The 18,436-nt window shown below is 41.8% G+C and carries 10 protein-coding genes and 1 tRNA gene; 2 read left to right on the top strand and 9 right to left on the bottom strand.

Annotation, left to right across the window (positions count from 1 at the left end):
- Positions 1 to 14: 14 nt before the first annotated feature.
- The 5 genes from LfDm3_RS02025 to LfDm3_RS02005 all read right to left on the bottom strand — a co-directional run bounded on the left by LfDm3_RS02025 (position 15) and on the right by LfDm3_RS02005 (position 3,957).
- Positions 15 to 1,058: a zinc-dependent alcohol dehydrogenase family protein gene (locus tag LfDm3_RS02025; protein ID WP_039143651.1), complete on the bottom strand. Its 1,044-nt coding sequence runs from the start codon at positions 1,056 to 1,058 to the stop codon at positions 15 to 17.
- A gap of 24 nt (positions 1,059 to 1,082) precedes the next feature.
- Positions 1,083 to 1,685: an NAD(P)H-binding protein gene (locus LfDm3_RS02020; RefSeq protein WP_039143649.1), complete on the bottom strand. Its 603-nt coding sequence runs from the start codon at positions 1,683 to 1,685 to the stop codon at positions 1,083 to 1,085.
- Between the two features lie 23 nt (positions 1,686 to 1,708).
- Positions 1,709 to 2,545 carry an aldo/keto reductase gene (locus tag LfDm3_RS02015; protein ID WP_039143646.1) on the bottom strand — a complete coding sequence of 279 codons (837 nt, stop codon included), beginning with the start codon at positions 2,543 to 2,545 and terminating at the stop codon, positions 1,709 to 1,711.
- 122 nt (positions 2,546 to 2,667) lie between these two features.
- Positions 2,668 to 3,156, bottom strand: coding sequence for a GNAT family N-acetyltransferase (locus LfDm3_RS02010; protein WP_039143644.1), 489 nt, complete (start codon positions 3,154 to 3,156; stop codon positions 2,668 to 2,670).
- Between the two features lie 81 nt (positions 3,157 to 3,237).
- Positions 3,238 to 3,957 carry a nicotinamide mononucleotide transporter gene (locus LfDm3_RS02005; RefSeq protein WP_039143641.1) on the bottom strand — a complete coding sequence of 240 codons (720 nt, stop codon included), beginning with the start codon at positions 3,955 to 3,957 and terminating at the stop codon, positions 3,238 to 3,240.
- A 206-nt stretch (positions 3,958 to 4,163) separates the two neighbouring features.
- Here LfDm3_RS02005 and LfDm3_RS02000 point away from each other — a divergent pair, with 206 nt between their 5' ends.
- Complete coding sequence (locus tag LfDm3_RS02000) at positions 4,164 to 5,303, top strand: trans-sulfuration enzyme family protein (protein ID WP_039143638.1); 1,140 nt, start codon at positions 4,164 to 4,166, stop codon at positions 5,301 to 5,303.
- A 307-nt stretch (positions 5,304 to 5,610) separates the two neighbouring features.
- Entirely contained in the window at positions 5,611 to 6,537 is a 927-nt protein-coding gene (locus LfDm3_RS01995) for an L-lactate dehydrogenase (RefSeq protein ID WP_039143636.1), read from the top strand.
- A 73-nt stretch (positions 6,538 to 6,610) separates the two neighbouring features.
- Here LfDm3_RS01995 and LfDm3_RS01990 read toward each other — a convergent pair.
- The 4 genes from LfDm3_RS01990 to LfDm3_RS01975 all read right to left on the bottom strand — a co-directional run bounded on the left by LfDm3_RS01990 (position 6,611) and on the right by LfDm3_RS01975 (position 18,434).
- A tRNA-Lys gene (locus LfDm3_RS01990) sits at positions 6,611 to 6,683 on the bottom strand.
- 289 nt (positions 6,684 to 6,972) lie between these two features.
- Positions 6,973 to 17,106: a KxYKxGKxW signal peptide domain-containing protein gene (locus LfDm3_RS01985; RefSeq protein WP_052236568.1), complete on the bottom strand. Its 10,134-nt coding sequence runs from the start codon at positions 17,104 to 17,106 to the stop codon at positions 6,973 to 6,975.
- 180 nt (positions 17,107 to 17,286) lie between these two features.
- Complete coding sequence (locus LfDm3_RS06675; protein ID WP_052236567.1) at positions 17,287 to 18,240, bottom strand: helix-turn-helix domain-containing protein; 954 nt, start codon at positions 18,238 to 18,240, stop codon at positions 17,287 to 17,289.
- Between the two features lie 5 nt (positions 18,241 to 18,245).
- Positions 18,246 to 18,434, bottom strand: coding sequence for a hypothetical protein (locus LfDm3_RS01975; RefSeq protein ID WP_010022144.1), 189 nt, complete (start codon positions 18,432 to 18,434; stop codon positions 18,246 to 18,248).
- Positions 18,435 to 18,436 lie beyond the last annotated feature (2 nt).

The raw sequence follows: 18,436 nt of genomic DNA, 5'->3' as shown, positions 1-18,436 counted from the left end.
TTATTCCTCCTCAATTAATCTTTATCAACAATGACCAATGATTTAATAGCCTGGCGTTTATCCATGGCCTCATAGGCATCCTGAATGTGATCAAGATCAAACCGCTTGGTAAAGACCTTTCCTGGATTAATCTTGCCATCTAAGACCGCTTTCAACAAAACTTCTCGGTCATAAGTGGTAACGGGTGCGATTCCACCACGTAAGCCAGTGTTGTTAAAGAACAGATTGTTAGTATTCATTTCGGCCTTTTGTGGAATTCCCACTCGACCAACCACGGCACCTGGTCTAGCAACCTTAGTTGCGGTATTAACCGATTGTTCGGTTCCAACACATTCAAGAATTGCATCGGCACCAGCTCCATCGGTAAGTTCCATGACGTGCTTAACGGCGTCATCCCCACGTTCTGGGACAATGTCAGTGGCGCCAAATTCTTTGGCTAACTTCTGGCGATCTTCGTGACGACTCATAGCGATAATCCGCTTAGCGCCACGCAACTTGGCCGCAATCACACCGCAAAGACCAACGGCTCCATCACCCATGACGACAACCGTATCACCGTCTTTGACTTCCGCACTGGCAGCGGCATGATAACCCGTTGCCATTACGTCAGCAAGGGTCACGAATGAATTCAACATCTCATCCGAGTAATCAGATGGCTGACCGGGAATCTTAACTAGCGCCCAACTAGCATTGATAAAGCGCAAGTATTGTCCCTGATAACCACCGTTAATGCCATTTTCCTTATTCATACAATTGCCGTCAAATCCAGCCCGACAAGCCGCACAATGACCACAACCATGTGTAAATGGTGCAATCACGAAGTCACCTGGTTTGACGTTTTTGACATCTGAACCGACCTCTTGCACAATGCCGATTCCCTCGTGTCCCACGGGACTACCGTGTTTTCGATCAGAAATACCACGATACCACCAAAGGTCAGAACCACAGACACTGGCTCGAACCATTTTAATGATGGCGTCAGTCGGTTTCTTAATCTTGGGCATCGGTTCGTCAACGACTTTCACTTCACCCGGTTTGATAAATTCAGTTACTTTCATTTCAATTCCTCACAATTCAAATCATTAGGATTTTCGGTTAATGGCGATGCTCTCCCTGACGTCTAGTTGTCGATCCTGTAACAGGCGGGTGGCCAGATCGGCAATACTGGCGATGGCAACCCGATTGCCACTAACGGACTGCCCCTTATACGTAATCTCGTACTCACTACTACCGTTATCAAACCAACCTGGTCGAATCAGCGTGTAGTCTAAATCAGAGCTTTCAATCACGTCAGCGGCTTTCCGGTACGGTTCCAGACGCGAATTATTCTTTAAGTTTCCACTGGATGAAACCTTAGCGGGAACCTCATTGTAGATTCCCATAGACGTGATGAAGATCAACCGTTTGACGTTTTCGTCATCCATTGCCTGAACAATGTTCTTAGCCATTTCGGGTAAATTTCCACTAAGAGCCACGAACACTTCGTCCTGACCTTTCACCACTTTTTCTAAGGCCGACAAATCATTCACATCACCACTAATGGCTTTTTCACGATCATTATTACTAAATTTTTGACCAGAACTTCTGGAAAACAAGGTCAGAAAGTCATCAGTCTGATCCAATAAATTTCTTCTGACGGCTTGTCCCACGTTGCCAGTTGCTCCGATAATTAAAATTTTTTTCATATGATAAGCCTCGTGTGCTTTAATTATTTAACAAAGTTCTGAATCGTAACGGGATCACGGTGATTGAAGAATTGGCTTTCACCCTTGTCTAAGTTGGCGATTTGCTTCATATCATCGTCACTTAATTCAAAGTCAAAGATATCGATGTTTTCTTCCATTCGGTTCTTATGAGTTGATTTTGCAAGCGTTACGATGCCACGTTGATATTCCCAACGTAAGATGACCTGACCAACACTCTTACCGTACTTTTCACCGATTGATTTCAACGTTTCGTTGTTGAAAATGTCATGCTTACCTTCCGCAAAGGGTGCCCAAGCTTCGGGACGAACCCCGAATGATTTAAGGTAATCAACTGAGGTCTTTTGTTGTTCCCAAGGGTTAATTTCGATTTGATCAATGACGGGTTTAACGTCGTTGAACATTGCTAAATTAGTGATTTGGTCGTCGTAGAAGTTGGAAACTCCGATGGACTTAATCTTACCCTCTTTTTGCATCTCTTCAAGCGCTCTCCATGAGCCAAAGGTGTCACCATAAGGCTGATGAATCAAGTACATATCAAGATAATCAAGTCCTAGTTTCTTGAGACTAGTCTCAACCATTTTCTTGGCCTTGTCGTAGCCACTGTCAGTGAACCAAACCTTAGAAGTCACGAATAAGTCTTCACGCTTAACGCCCGACTTCTTAAGTCCCCGACCAACGGCCTCTTCGTTCTTGTAGTATTGAGCGGTATCAATCAAACGATATCCTGAGTCAATGGCATCAATCACCGATTGTTCCGCCTGTTCAGGATCGGTAATTTGAAAGGTTCCAAAGCCAGTTGCTGGAATCTTGTTGCCATCATTTAAAGTAAAATATTCCATAATAGATCTCCTTGTTTACCGTTATTTGTTAACTAACCATAATTTACACCCTCACTTGGGATTCGATGCAAGTAAAGTGTTTCTAATATCAAAAAGGACAGCCACTAATGGTTGTCCTTAATTTATGCATTTTCAAATTTGGCCATCCAGTAAACGTCACGGTACTTGCCGTTGACATAAAACTGGCCCTTTAAAGTTCCCTCAATCTTAAAGCCAAACTTTTCGTAAATGTGAACGGCAGGCTTGTTTTCCACGTCCACGTACAGAAAAATTTTGTGAAGATTCAACGTCTCAAATCCATACTTCACGCAGGCATCAAACGCTTCTTGTGCGATCCCATTGCCCACGAATTCATCACTTAGGGCAATCTCAATTTCAGCATTACGGTCCCGTGAGTTAATGTCAATCAGTGCCACAATGCCCGCGAACTTTCCGTTCACATCAATCGCAAAATTGCGAATGGTGGGATCGTTGTTCTCACGTTCATACCTCGCTTCTAGTGACATCATCGATTCGTATGGTTCGGCAAACCAGTAATCCATGGTTGGCTTATCATTGAATAATTCATGAAGTTTTGGTAAATCAGTTTTTTCTAAGGCTCGTAATTTCATTCAAGTTCCCTCAATCGTTTTAGTTAATGGCATAATCTTATCAATTTTAGGCCACTTTGACAATTGGACGGAAACGATTCTCTATTCAGTTTTCGGCGTCTTTAAGACTGGTTTCTCCCAGAAATCGAGCGCCGCAATCGAATTAATAATGTAGTAAATGTATTTGCCAACGTTCGCGAAGTTGCCCTGAACGACGGCTTTAAGAAACTGGATCAGATTATAAATGAACCAGTATTTCCACTGCACGGTCAACTTCATCGCGTTCAAAATGTTGGCCGATAGTGACAGATCAAAGGCAATCACGACAATCCAGAATAAGAGGTGGGTAGATCCACTTGGCCAGCCAACTAGATTGGCCGCAAATGAAAACAGGAAACTACCCAACAAGATCCCAGTCATAACTAACCACTTCTTGACACCAGTGAAAGGGCGACTGGCCTGATATTTTTTCGTTTTCATCCATTTATTAATCGCAAACGTGTAAATGATGAAGGTCACGGGATACGTGACCACGGCGGCCTTATTGCCCAAGACGTAATCAATGAAGGCCGATAGCACGACGTTAATTAGCCCAATGATGTTTCCCAGATTGTTCATCCGACCGGTCAACCGGGTGGAGTAGATCGATAGGATTGAGTTCACGATCGAAATCATCCCAAAGGGCACAAAAATCGTCCATCCACCCCAGTGAGTCACATCCGCCAGATTCTCGGTTAGATAACCACTAGCAATCGAGGTAACCACCACAATCGCAACCCCAACTAGATCAAACCACTTACTTTTCGCTAATGCATGCCACATTATGAACATCTCCTCATTGTTTTTAGCGAGGCGTACCGGAAGCAACCCTCGTTATTGATTTTTATCACAAATAGTTGAACAGTTTAAGTATAGCATTTATCCGAGAAAATACTTAACAAAATTACCTAAGAAGTAATCCCTTCTCTTCAATTCATCATTAGTCTATAATCGATCTCAATAATCATATTCTATGGAGGTTTTTTATTTTGCACATTGACACGAAATTAATTCACGGAGGAATCAGTGGTGACAAGGAAACGGGCGCCGTTTCAGTTCCGGTCTACCGCACATCAACCTTCAAACAAACTAAGCTTGGTGGGAATCCTCGCTGGGAATATTCCAGAACTGGAAATCCCACTCGTTACGCCCTTGAAACCCAGATGGCTGACCTTGAAAATGGAACGGCTGGTTTCGCATTTAGTTCCGGAACGGCTGCCATCAACACGATCCTTTCGATGTACTCACAGGGTGATCACATCATCGTCGGACAGGATCTGTACGGTGGCACAATTCGTCTGATTAACCAGGTTATGAAACGCTTTGGCTTGGAATTCACAGCCGTTGACATGCAGGATCCTGACGCGGTGGAGAATGCTTTTCGGGATAATACCAAAGCGATTTACTTTGAAACCCCAACCAACCCACTGTTGACGGTCGCTGACATCAAGAAATTATCGGAAATTGCGAAAAAGCATGGTGCTAAAACCATCGTCGATAACACCTTTGCCACTCCGTACAACCAGAACCCGTTGGATTTAGGAGCTGACGTAGTCATTCATTCCGCTACGAAATACCTTGGCGGCCACAGTGACGTCGTAGCTGGGATTGCCGTGACCAACGACGACAAGATTGCCGAACAATTGGCTTTCTTACAGAATTCCATTGGGAGTACGCTTGGTCCCGATGACAGTTGGCTGGTTCAACGTGGGATCAAGACGTTGGGTGCTCGCATGCGAGTGCATCAGGACAACACAAACGCCATTCTTGATTTTCTTAAAAACGAACCTAAAGTGGCCAAAGTTTATTATCCTGGCGATCCCGAAAATCCGAACTACGAAGTTGCCAAGAAACAGATGCGCAACTTCGGTCCGATGATTTCATTTGAACTGCAACCAGGGCTCTCACCAAAAACATTTGTCGAAAGTCTTCAAATTATTACCCTGGCTGAAAGCCTCGGTGGAGTTGAAAGTCTGATTGAAGTTCCAGCAGTCATGACCCACGGATCCGTTCCACGAGAAGAACGCCTAAAGGACGGCATTGCCGATGGTCTGATTCGTTTGTCAGTCGGAATTGAGGATAAGGAAGACTTGTTGGACGATTTGAAGCAGGCGTTTGGGAAAATATAACAATTATTACTAGTTCTATTATTTAATATAATGCCATTGATTGTCTCAACAAGACATAAATAGACCTGTTAGAAATCTAACAGGTCTTTTTTATCCATATTAATAAAAAAAGCTAATCATCACTGATTAGCTCCACCAAATTAACGCACCTGAAATACGTGCTTGGAAGAGATCACACATATCTCTTCCTTTTTTATTACACTATTATTATATGTGATAAATTAAAAGTTGTCAATTCAACCTATTTTTACTCTCAATCGAAATTAATCTGTTAAACTAAAACCAAATAATCAATGGGAGGTACATTATGACTAGAAAAATTGGAATCATTGGTGACGGACACGTTGGAGCTACCGTGGCTAACTACATTGTTGTCAACGGTTTAGTTGATGACCTAGTAATGATTGACAAAAATGAAGCTAAAGTGAATGCTGACGCAATCGATTTTCGGGAAGGGATGCCTAATCTACCCTTTCACACCAATATCACCGTCAACGATTACGACGCTTTAAAAGACGCTGACATCGTTATTTCAGCCCTTGGTAAAATCAAATTGTCTAATAATGACAGTGATAATCGGTTTGCCGAATTATCTTTCAACATTGATCAAGTTAAAGAGGTTGCACCTAAGATTCGTGATTCAGGCTTCAATGGAATCTTGATCGCTATTACTAATCCGGTTGACGTGATTACTCAGTTGTACCAACAAATTACCGGCCTACCTAAGAAACACGTTATCGGAACTGGTACCCTTCTAGACTCTGCCAGAATGAAACAAGCAGTGGGCGAAAAATTAGGCATTGATTCGCGCTCCGTAACTGGCTACAATTTGGGTGAACATGGCAATTCCCAGTTTACCGCCTGGTCTACTGTCAGAGCACTTGACCAACCAATTACTGAACTGGCCAAAAGTCGCAATCTCGATCTAGACGCTTTAGACCAAGCAGCTCGTTATGGTGGTTTTACGGTCATGCAAGGTAAGGGCTACACGAGTTACGGCATTGCCAGTGCTGCAGTACGATTAGCCAAGACCGTTCTGTCAGATGCACGAACCGTTCTTCCAGTCTCTAACTATCGATCTGATTACGGAGTCTACTTCTCTTATCCAGTCGTAGTTGGCAGAGACGGCATCATTGAAGACGTCCCACTAGACTTAACCGACGAAGAAAAGGATAAGTTGCAAGCATCCGCTGACTTTATTAAGAAGAACATTGAAAAATATGGTGAAAAATAAGTGAAACATTTTCATTGAAACCATAAAAAAATGATTGCCCCAATCAGGCAATCATTTTACTTTCTATTTATAATGAGCAGCCAAGGACTTGAACCTCAATCTCACGAATAAAGAATTCGTTGCTCTAACAGTTGAGCTAGCTGCTCGCAATCAAAACTTAACTACAAATAATATTATAATGCATATTGTCACATTCGACAACACTTTTAGCCAATCAACTTCTTAAGTTTTTCGCAATGATTGGATTATTATTTGACTTAAAATACCCTACAATTGTTAGACATCATCTAATAATTATGGGGTATTTTTTATGGTTAAATCTTCAGCTAAATCATATACAAAAAGCGATCAAATTCATAATGAATTTGGTCGCTTAATGTTAACAGATATCAAAATCCCTTTTTAATTTATTATCTTAATACCTGGTTAAAACTACTATTGGTTCTCTTTGCGTTTCTTAAGTCCTTTAAGAGCTCCACAAAGTCCAATCATAGCAAGTTCAAAGATACCTACAGCAGCTAGATCATTGCTACTTTGTCCGGTTTGAGGTAACTTGCCTGCTTTACTATTTTTCTTAGCAGCGTTATTACCGTTGTTTTCCGAAGTATTAGTTGAACCATTTGTACTTACACTAGTTGAAGTGTTGGTTGAGCCATTAGTACTCATAGATAAACTATCACTGGTTGAAGCACTGCCGCTCATTGATGTGCTTGCACTGGTACTTGCAGAGTGGTTGTTGCTCATCGAAGTGATGGTTGAACCACTGGCACTCGTTGATTGACTAGCACTTACTGAAGCGCTATCGCTTACGGATTCACTAGCACTAACACTTGCGGAATTATTTTCACTCATAGAAGCACTTGATGAATCGCTAACACTTGTAGATTGGCTACCACTTACTGAAGTAGTACCGCTCATTGAGTCGCTGGCACTAACACTAGTAGAGTTACTTAAGCTATCACTAGTTGAAATACTATTGCTGTCGCTGTTACTCAATGAAGTACTAATGCTAGTAGAATTACTCAAACTGTCACTAGCACTTGTCGAAGCGCTGTTGCTAGTGGAAATACTATCACTGGCTGAAGCACTGCCACTTACAGATTCGCTGGCACTAGTACTCTCTGAGTGATTGTTGCTCATGGAAGTACTGGTTGAACCGCTGGCGCTCGTTGATTCACTACCACTTACAGAAGCACTGCCGCTCACTGATGCGCTGGCGCTGGTACTTGCAGAGTGATTGTTGCTCATTGAAATGCTGGTTGAACCGCTGGCACTCGTGGATAAACTATCGCTTGTTGATTGGCTACCGCTCATTGATGAACTAGCGCTGGTACTTTCAGAATGATTGTTGCTCATTGAGGTACTGGTTGAGCCGCTTGCACTTGTGGATTCACTACCACTTACAGAAGCACTGCCACTTACTGATGAGCTTGCACTGGTACTCTCAGAGTGATTGTTGCTCATCGAAGTACTGGTTGAACCACTAGCACTCGTGGATAGGCTATCACTTGTTGATTGGCTACCACTCATCGATGCGCTGGCACTAGTACTCTCGGAATGATTATTACTCATTGAAGTACTAGTTGAGCCGCTTGCGCTAGTTGATTCACTACCACTTACAGAAGCACTGCCACTTACTGATGAGCTTGCACTGGTACTCTCAGAATGATTGTTGCTCATTGAAGTACTGGTTGAACCACTCGCACTTGTGGATAGACTATCACTTACGGATTGGCTACCACTCATTGAGCCGCTGGCACTAGTACTTTCGGAATGATTGTTACTCATTGAAGTACTGGTTGAACCACTCGCACTCGTGGATTCACTACCACTTACAGAAGCACTGCCACTTACTGATTCGCTTGCACTGGTACTTTCAGAATGATTGTTACTCATTGAGGTACTGGTTGAACCACTGGCACTCGTCGATAAGCTATCGCTAGTTGATTGGCTACCGCTCATTGATGCACTGGCGCTGGTACTTGTGGAATTGTTGTTGCTCATTGAGGTACTGGTTGAACCACTTGCACTCGTTGATTGACTAGTACTTACGGAAGAACTGTCACTTACTGAGCTGCTGGCACTAGTACTCTCGGAGTTATTATTGCTCATTGAGGTACTAGTCGAACCACTGGCACTCATGGATTGACTACCACTTACAGAAGCACTGTCACTTACTGATTCGCTCGCACTGGTACTTGCGGAATGATTGTTACTCATCGAAGTACTGGTTGAACCACTTGCACTCGTGGATAAGCTATCGCTAGCTGATTGGCTACCGCTCATCGATGCGCTGGCACTAGTACTCTCAGAATGATTGTTACTCATTGAAGTGCTTACGGAAGTGCTGCCGCTTACTGATCCACTAGCACTGGTAGATAAGCTATCACTTGTTGAAGTACTGTTACTATCGCTAGTACTCAATGATGCACTGCCACTATTGCTAGTTGAGATACTCTGACTATCACTCGTACTTAGTGAAACACTGCCACTGTTACTTGTGGAAATACTTTGACTATCACTGGTACTCATTGATGCGCTGGCACTAGTACTCTCGGAGTGATTGTTGCTCATCGAAGTACTGGTTGAACCACTGGCACTGGTAGATAAACTATCACTTACGGATTGGCTACCGCTCATTGAGCCACTAGCACTGGTACTTTCAGAATGATTGTTACTCATTGAAGTACTGGTTGAACCGCTAGCACTCGTTGATTCACTACCACTATTACTAGTTGAGGTACTGTTGCTATCACTAGTGCTTAGTGAAGCACTGTCACTATTGCTAGTGGAAATACTTTGACTATCACTCGTGCTTAGCGAAGCACTGCCACTATTGCTAGTAGAGATACTTTGACTACCGCTGGTGCTTAGTGAAGCACTGCCACTATTGCTAGTGGAGATACTTTGACTATCGCTGGTGCTTAGTGAAGCACTAGTACTGTTGCTAGTGGAAATACTTTGACTATCACTGGTACTCAAGGAAGCACTACCACTATTGCTAGTGGAAATACTTTGACTATCACTGGTACTTAGTGAAGCACTGCCACTATCGCTAGTGGAAATACTTTGACTATCACTGGTACTCAAGGAAGCACTGCCACTATTGCTAGTGGAAATACTTTGACTATCACTGGTACTTAGTGAAGCACTGCCACTATCGCTAGTGGAAATACTTTGGCTATCACTGGTACTCAATGAGGCACTACCACTATTGCTAGTGGAAATACTTTGACTATCACTGGTACTCAATGAGGCACTACCACTATTGCTAGTGGAAATACTTTGACTGTCGCTAGTGCTCAAGGAAGCACTGCCACTATTACTTGTTGAAGTACTTTGGCTATCGCTGTTGCTTAGTGAAGCACTAGTACTGTTGCTAGTGGAGATACTTTGACTGTCACTCGTACTTAGCGAAGCACTAGTACTGTTGCTAGTGGAGATACTTTGACTATCACTGGTACTCAATGAGGCACTACCACTATTACTTGTTGAAGTACTCTGACTGTCGCTAGTGCTCAAGGAAGCACTGCCACTATTACTTGTGGAGATACTTTGACTGTCACTCGTACTTAGTGAAGCACTGCCACTGTTGCTAGTAGAGATGCTCTGGCTATCACTGGTACTTAGTGAAGCACTGCCACTGTTGCTTGTTGAAGTATTATTGTCACTTTCACTAGTTGAAGTGCTTAAGCTATCGCTTGCACTGGTAGATAAGCTGTCGCTCATGGAAGTGCTTGCTGAGTCACTTGCACTAGTTGATTGGCTGTCACTCATTGAGGTGCTGGTAGATTCACTACCACTTACAGAAGCTGAATCACTCTTGCTAGTTGAGTTACTATCGCTCATCGAAGTACTTGCAGAGTCGCTGGCACTCATTGAGTTGCTTGCAGAATCACTCTTGCTGGTAGATTGACTGTCGCTCATTGAGGTGCTAGTTGATTCACTACCACTTACAGAAGCTGAATCACTCTTACTAGTTGAAGTGCTGTTACTGTCACTCATTGAAGTACTTACTGAATCACTCGCACTGGTTGATAAGCTATCACTCATCGAAGTGCTGGTTGATTCACTACCACTTGCAGAAGCTGAATCACTCTTGCTTGTAGAAGCACTATTACTATCACTTTGGCTAGTGGACTTGCTTAAGCTATCGCTAGTACTTGTAGAGTTGCTGTTACTCATCGAGGTGCTTGCGGAGTCACTGGCACTAGTAGATAGACTGTCGCTCATTGAAGTGCTTGCTGAATCACTGGCACTGTTTGATAAGCTGTCACTCATGGAAGTACTTGCGGAATCACTGCCACTTACAGAAGCTGAATCACTCTTACTAGTTGAAGTGCTGTTGCTGTCGCTCATTGAGGTGCTTGCCGAGTCGCTAGCACTAGTAGATAGACTGTCGCTCATCGAAGTACTTGCTGAATCGCTGGCACTGGTTGATTGGCTGTCGCTCATCGATGTACTTGCAGAGTCACTTGCGCTGGTAGATAAACTGTCGCTCATCGAAGTACTTGCTGAATCACTTACACTAGTTGATAAACTGTCACTCATTGAGTTGCTTGCTGAATCGCTCTTGCTAGTGGATTGACTATCACTCATTGAAGTACTAGTTGATTCGCTACCACTTACAGAAGCTGAATCACTCTTGCTTGTTGAAGTGCTATTACTGTCACTCATTGAAGTGCTTGCGGAGTCACTGGCGCTAGTAGATTGACTGTCGCTCATCGAAGTACTTGCTGAATCGCTCTTGCTAGTTGATTGGCTGTCGCTCATTGAAGTGCTGGTAGATTCACTGGCACTGGTAGATAAGCTGTCGCTCATCGAGGTACTTGCCGAATCACTTGCACTAGTTGATAAGCTGTCGCTCATTGAGTTGCTTGCTGAATCACTGGAACTTGTTGAAGCACTGTCACTCTTTGAGGTACTTACAGAGTCACTGGAACTTGTTGAAGCACTGTCACTCTTTGAAGTACTTGCGGAGTCACTGGCGCTAGTTGACTTGCTATCACTCATGGAAGTACTTGCCGAATCACTGGCACTAGTTGATTGGCTATCGCTCATCGAAGTACTTGCGGAATCACTTGCACTAGTAGATAAACTATCACTCATTGAAGTGCTTGCGGAATCACTTGCACTGGTTGACTTGCTATCACTCATTGAGATGCTTGCCGAATCGCTACCACTTACAGAAGCTGAATCACTCTTGCTTGTAGAAGTACTGTTACTGTCGCTCATCGAGGTGCTTGCGGAATCACTTGCACTAGTAGATAAGCTGTCGCTCATTGAAGTGCTTGTTGATTCACTACCACTTACAGAAGCGGAGTCACTCTTACTAGTTGAAGTACTGTTGCTATCACTCATCGAAGTACTTGCAGAATCACTTGCACTTGTTGACTTGCTGTCGCTCATTGAAGTACTTGCGGAGTCACTGGCACTTGTTGATTTACTGTCACTCATTGAGGTGCTTGCAGAATCACTTGCGCTAGTAGATAGACTGTCGCTCATGGAAGTACTTGCTGAATCGCTTGCACTAGTTGATAAACTATCGCTCATTGAGGTACTTGCGGAGTCGCTTGAACTTGTTGACTTGCTATCACTCATCGAGGTGCTTGCGGAATCACTTGCACTAGTTGATAAGCTGTCGCTCATTGAGTTGCTTGCTGAATCACTTGCACTAGTTGATAAGCTGTCGCTCATTGAGTTGCTTGCTGAATCACTTGCACTAGTAGATAAACTATCACTCATAGAAGTGCTTGCGGAATCACTTGCACTAGTAGATAAACTATCACTCATCGAGTTGCTTGCAGAATCACTCTTACTAGTTGAAGTACTGTTGCTATCACTTTGGCTAGTAGACTTGCTTAAGCTATCACTGTTACTTACTGAGTTACTGTCACTCATCGAAGTACTTGCTGAATCACTGGCACTGGTTGAAGCACTGTCACTCATCGATGTGCTTGCAGATTCACTACCACTTACAGAAGCAGAATCACTCTTGCTGGTAGAAGTACTGTTACTGTCGCTCATTGAGGTACTTGCTGAGTCGCTGGCACTTGTTGATCGGCTGTCGCTCATTGAAGTGCTTGCTGAATCACTTGCACTTGTTGATAAGCTGTCGCTCATCGATGTGCTTGCTGAGTCGCTGGCACTTGTTGATCGGCTGTCGCTCATTGAGGTGCTTGCGGAATCGCTGGCGCTAGTTGATTGGCTGTCACTCATCGAGGTACTTGCAGAGTCACTGGCACTTGTTGATAAGCTATCACTCATCGAAGTGCTTGCACTAGTTGATTTGCTATCGCTCATTGAAGTGCTAGTTGATTCACTACCACTTACAGAAGCAGAATCACTCTTACTAGTTGAAGTACTGTTGCTATCACTCATGGAAGTACTTGCAGAGTCGCTGGCACTGGTAGATAAACTGTCACTCATTGAGTTGCTTGCTGAGTCACTTGCACTTGTTGAAGCACTGTCACTCTTTGAGGTGCTTGCGGAATCACTTGCACTAGTTGATAAACTGTCACTCATTGAGGTACTTGCGGAGTTGCTGGCACTAGTTGATTTGCTATCGCTCATTGAAGTGCTTGCTGAATCACTGGCACTGGTTGACTTGCTATCACTCATCGAAGTGCTGGTAGATTCACTGTCACTTACAGAAGCAGAATCGCTCTTGCTTGTTGAGTTACTATCGCTCATTGAGGTACTTGCAGAGTCACTTGCGCTAGTTGATAAACTGTCACTCATTGAGGTGCTTGCGGAATCACTGCCACTTACAGAAGCAGAATCACTCTTACTAGTTGAAGTGCTGTTACTGTCGCTCATTGAGGTGCTTGCGGATTCGCTCTTGCTGGTAGATTGACTATCACTCATCGAGGTACTTGCAGAGTCACTGGCACTGGTTGACTTGCTATCACTCATTGAGGTGCTTGCGGAATCACTTGCACTAGTAGATAAACTGTCGCTCATTGAAGTACTTGCGGAATCACTGCCACTTACAGAAGCTGAGTCGCTCTTGCTTGTCGATTGACTATCGCTCATTGAGTTGCTTGCTGAGTCGCTCTTGCTTGTCGATTGACTGTCGCTCATTGAAGTACTTGCGGAATCACTCTTGCTTGTTGATTGACTGTCGCTCATCGAAGTGCTTGCGGAATCGCTGGCACTAGTAGATAAACTGTCGCTCATCGAAGTACTTGCTGAGTCACTTGCGATTGTTGACTGACTGTCACTCATTGAGGTACTTGCCGAGTCACTCTTACTTGTCGATTGGCTATCACTCATTGAGGTACTTGCTGAGTCGCTTTCACTAGTTGATTGACTATCGCTCTTACTAGTCGATTGACTTAAACTGTCACTCTTGCTAGTGGAATTGCTTAAGCTATCACTTGTACTTACCGAGTTACTGTCACTCATCGATGTACTTGCCGAATCACTTTCACTAGTTGATTGGCTGTCGCTCATTGAGGTACTTGCCGAATCGCTTTCGCTAGTGGATTGACTATCACTCATCGATGTACTAGTTGATTCGCTACCACTTACAGAAGTGCTATCACTCTTGCTGGTAGAGTTACTTAAACTATCACTTGTACTTACTGAGTTACTATCACTAGTTGAGTTGCTCAAGCTGTCGCTTTGGCTAGTTGAATTGCTTAAGCTATCACTGTTACTAGTGGATTGACTTAAACTATCGCTGTTACTAGTTGAATTACTCAAACTATTACTATCACTAGTTGAGTTGCTCAAACTGTCACTCTTGCTAGTGGAATTGCTTAAGCTATCACTGTGGCTGGTTGAATTGCTTAAACTGTCACTCTTGCTAGTGATTTTACTAGTTGATTCACTTTGAGAAGTACTAGTACTCTCACTGTTGAATGCGGTACTAGAACCAAATTGAAGATACTTTGGTTGGTTTTGATTATTTAATAGGTTCTTAATTTCTTCTGATTCGTCATAGTTGCCAGGAACACCTACTACAACTTTACCAATTTTCCCATCATAGCCGATCTGGAAATATAAATAACCAACAGGTGAGGAGAAAGTTTGATCTCCAATTTTGACAGTGGAACTATTAACAATAAAGCTAGTGTTAGGACTAGCAATTAAACTATTAGGATTAATATTCTTGGTTAAATCAAATACCGCATTATTAGGATCAGTAATATTAACGGTGGCATTATCTCCAGAGTTATTTAACAGTGTAACTCGTTGGCTACCTGTTGATACTAATGATAATTTCCCATTACTCTCAACGGTAACAGCTCCACCATTATTTAAGTACAGTAGACTCTGATTGTTACTGTCTGTATTACCAGATTGATGATACGTAATATTAAAGTTACCACCACTGGTAATATCAACACTAGAACCAGTGCCAAGGAAAACGATGCCTCGTTGAGAAGCACTACCAGGCATAAAGCTCCCGTCAGCGGTTACATTTAAAGTTCCGCTATCACTAATTTGAGTGTGACCAATGGAGTAAATGGCACCAACTTGAGAATTAGAAAATGTATTATTTAAGTTAATGTTTAAGGTAGCACCCTTACCAATAATAATATTTCCGCTGTTAGTGACAATGCCGTAAACAGTACCATTAATATTGTGTTCATTAGAACCACTATTATTATTAGGGTTTAAAGTAACAGTCGCACCATTTTCAATGATGACGTCGCCACTTCCACGACCATCTTGAGTTAATTCAATCACATTATCACTATTGGTAGTCCCAGTGAAATTGGAATTAGCAGCGAAGGTAATCGAAGTAGCTTGAATTACCTGCTGACCACCAGCTTCTGTTGGGATAGATTTACCATTAGTAAATTTATTAGTATAGGAAGAAACTGAATGAGCAGTTACATTACCTTCGATCGTAACGTCAGTACCAACTCCAGGAGCATTGAAGCCAGAACCACCGATTCCATAAATGAACTGTGAACCAGTATAATTTACGTTGTTAACAACATATGATTTAGCTTGACTAATAAAGCCGTAGAAACATCTACCATAAATATCTAAATTGTCATATTCAATTATGGCATTACTATTGTTAACACCGTTATTCCAGTCATTAAAGGTGTAACCCTTTATGTCAATTGTGTAATGATGTCCTGCAGCTGAACCAATCGTTAAATTACGTGGATGATTAATTTGAGTGACTACTTCTTCTCCGCCGTTAAAGTTCCTCAAATTAGCAAAGTTAATATCACCAGTAACAACAATGTTATTAGCGGTACCGTTTACTAATTCATTGTATAATTCGTTGGCGTTGTTAACGTACACAGTATTTTGATCTTGAGCTGCTAAGACAACATTATTAGAATTAGTATTTTGTTGAACTTCACTAGTTGAATTCTGTGCACTAGTAGATTGTTGATCAGTTTGACTAGTAGAAGTGCTGCCGCTTTGTGACATTGAAGTTGAGTCATTTTGACTTGTAGATGCACTATTATTAGATAATACATTTTCACTGTTTGCCAAAACGTTGTCAGCTACAGTCGAAGTACTATTAGCTTCGCTATTCTTATTGCCACTTAAGTCCTTGATGTTAACGGACATATTGTTGTTTTCACCAATACTGCTTAATGCAGCTAAGGTACTGGTGTTAGGAGTTAACCCGTTTGCTAGGCCAACGTTAATTACTTGGTGTTGGGAGTCAACCGTAACGGTAGCATCGGCTGGTACCACTGCCTTAACCTGGTTATAAACCTTTTGGTTATTTGCTTCACTGGTACTTGTATCAGCAGAAGTTGAGGTACCGTTAACACTGTTGCTTTCGCTGTTAAGATTTGAAGCAGAAGTGATGCTCTGACTATTTTCTGTTTGACTGTTGCCTAATGAATTACTGTTAGCAGTCTCACTGTTAAGTCGTGCACCTGGTTGTAATGGAGCAATTGGCTGATTGTTGTCAGTAATTGTTTGACTAGCAGCTGTAGTAGAGTTTACTTGGCTAGTAGAATTAGCTAGCGGATTATTACTATCAGCTTTAGCTGTCTTACTGTCAGAAGTAGATGCAACTTTATTAGTTGTAGAGTTTTGATTAGATTGTTGATCGGACTTAGTTTGATTATTAGCCTTAGTAGAATCTGCTTGAGTAGCAGAATCAGCGGTTGAAGTATTAGTGTCAGCCTTCTTTTGACTATTAGCCGTTGTAGAACCGGAATTAGAACTAACCTTATTATCACTTGTTGAGTTAGTTGAATTAGCGATTGACATGGAAGCTGATGTCGAATTCGACAATGCTTCACTCATACTAGTAGAAATCTGGTCAATCTTGGCTTGTGAGTCTACCTGACTGCCGGCTGTAGAAGACGTGGTTTGTGAAGTTGATGAAATCGTTGCCGAGTTCTTATTCGGTAAGACATCAGCATCCTTATTTTCTTTACTAGTGTTGTTACTAGTTGTGGTAACGGAATTAGCAGAAACAGAAGCAATTCCAATGTTAGCGCCTAGTAATCCACCAATTAGTGAAATTCCAGCAACCATCCACTGCTTTCCAGCTTTGTACATTTTATAATGCGTTCTAGCATCGTCTTGAAGTGCTAAACGGATGTTTTGCTTTTTATTTCCTTTTCCTCTCATAAAAAAACTTTCCCCCTTAAATTTGTGAATAATCTATACTTAGATGGTCTTACTATATATCCAAATAAAATAATTTAGCCCATATTCCCAAAAATGGGACGATTTTTTCACTTGCAAACCCAATTTAATTTGAATATAAAAAAACAGCTGGAATTACCATCATTCCAGCTGTTTTTTGTATTAGTTGATATTCATTTTAATGAAGTTGTGAATCTCATTCCAAAAATCATTCTCATAATTAAAGACCGGCTGAGTCTGCAAAATAGATTGTGAAAAGCTTGGGAAAGTCACTTTATTCGTTAGCAATTTACCAATTTGTTCGTAACAATTACGAAGATGATCATCCATGGCTCCGCTCGCATTGATCGCTTGATAGACTTGCTTTAAGAAGTCAATGGCCTGATCTGCCTGGTGATTAATGTAAAAGTTCATTACAAAATCAATCGCGCATCCCCAATAAACATATATCCGATCCAAATCATTACTTTTAAGGCCGCTCAAAATCTTTTGTGATACCAAGAAATCACTATTGATCTGCTTTCCTGGAAACAAGGAGCGCTTTAAATTTAAATTTAAAATATTCAAATAGATATCAAAATCCGTTAGATCATCACAATCTTTAAAATATTTATCATTATTCTTAAAGAAGGATGACACATCCGGTTTTTGATTCTGCGCGATTTGACTAATAATCTGAGTATACGTATAAACCTTAAAAAAAGGTGACGTAAGCTGCAGACGATACTTATCAAGCCGATTTAAAATTGTTTCAAGTTTATCCGGATTATAATTATAAGTATTGTAAAAAGAAGCTAATGCTAATGTATCAATTAACTCATCCGTCGAAGGACTCAGTAATGCCAAAAATTCTTCATCAGAAATTCCCAACAATTTTTTAATCCCGAAAATGTACTCAAACGGAATGTCAATTTCATAATTGACCCACCGATAGTAACGTGAAGTACTTAAGCCCACTCGATCTAAAAATGAACTTATTTTAACTTTCCGTTGCTGAATTAATTCAGCTATCTTTTTCCGATCAATACTGACCGCGGCAACACTATTTTGTGGAATTTCTTTATTACGACAATGCAAATCGATATAATATGCAACTCCTAATGAAGGAAAATTCATTTTTATTACCCCGCTAAAGTGATAAAACTATAGACCAAACTGATAATAACTACGAATACCATAATGACTGAAACGATAATCATAATTACTTTCCCGCTGCTCTTGGTGTCTGATGCATCAACAACGTACTTCTTCTCTTCATCAAAACGTGACTTAATATCCTGCTGCAATTCTTTCAACTTAATTTTTTGCATTT

This window comes from Fructilactobacillus fructivorans, assembly GCF_000814735.1.
Lineage (GTDB): Bacteria > Bacillota > Bacilli > Lactobacillales > Lactobacillaceae > Fructilactobacillus > Fructilactobacillus fructivorans.
Note: the sequence above shows the minus strand (reverse complement) of the source record. Positions and strands in the feature narration are given on the sequence as shown.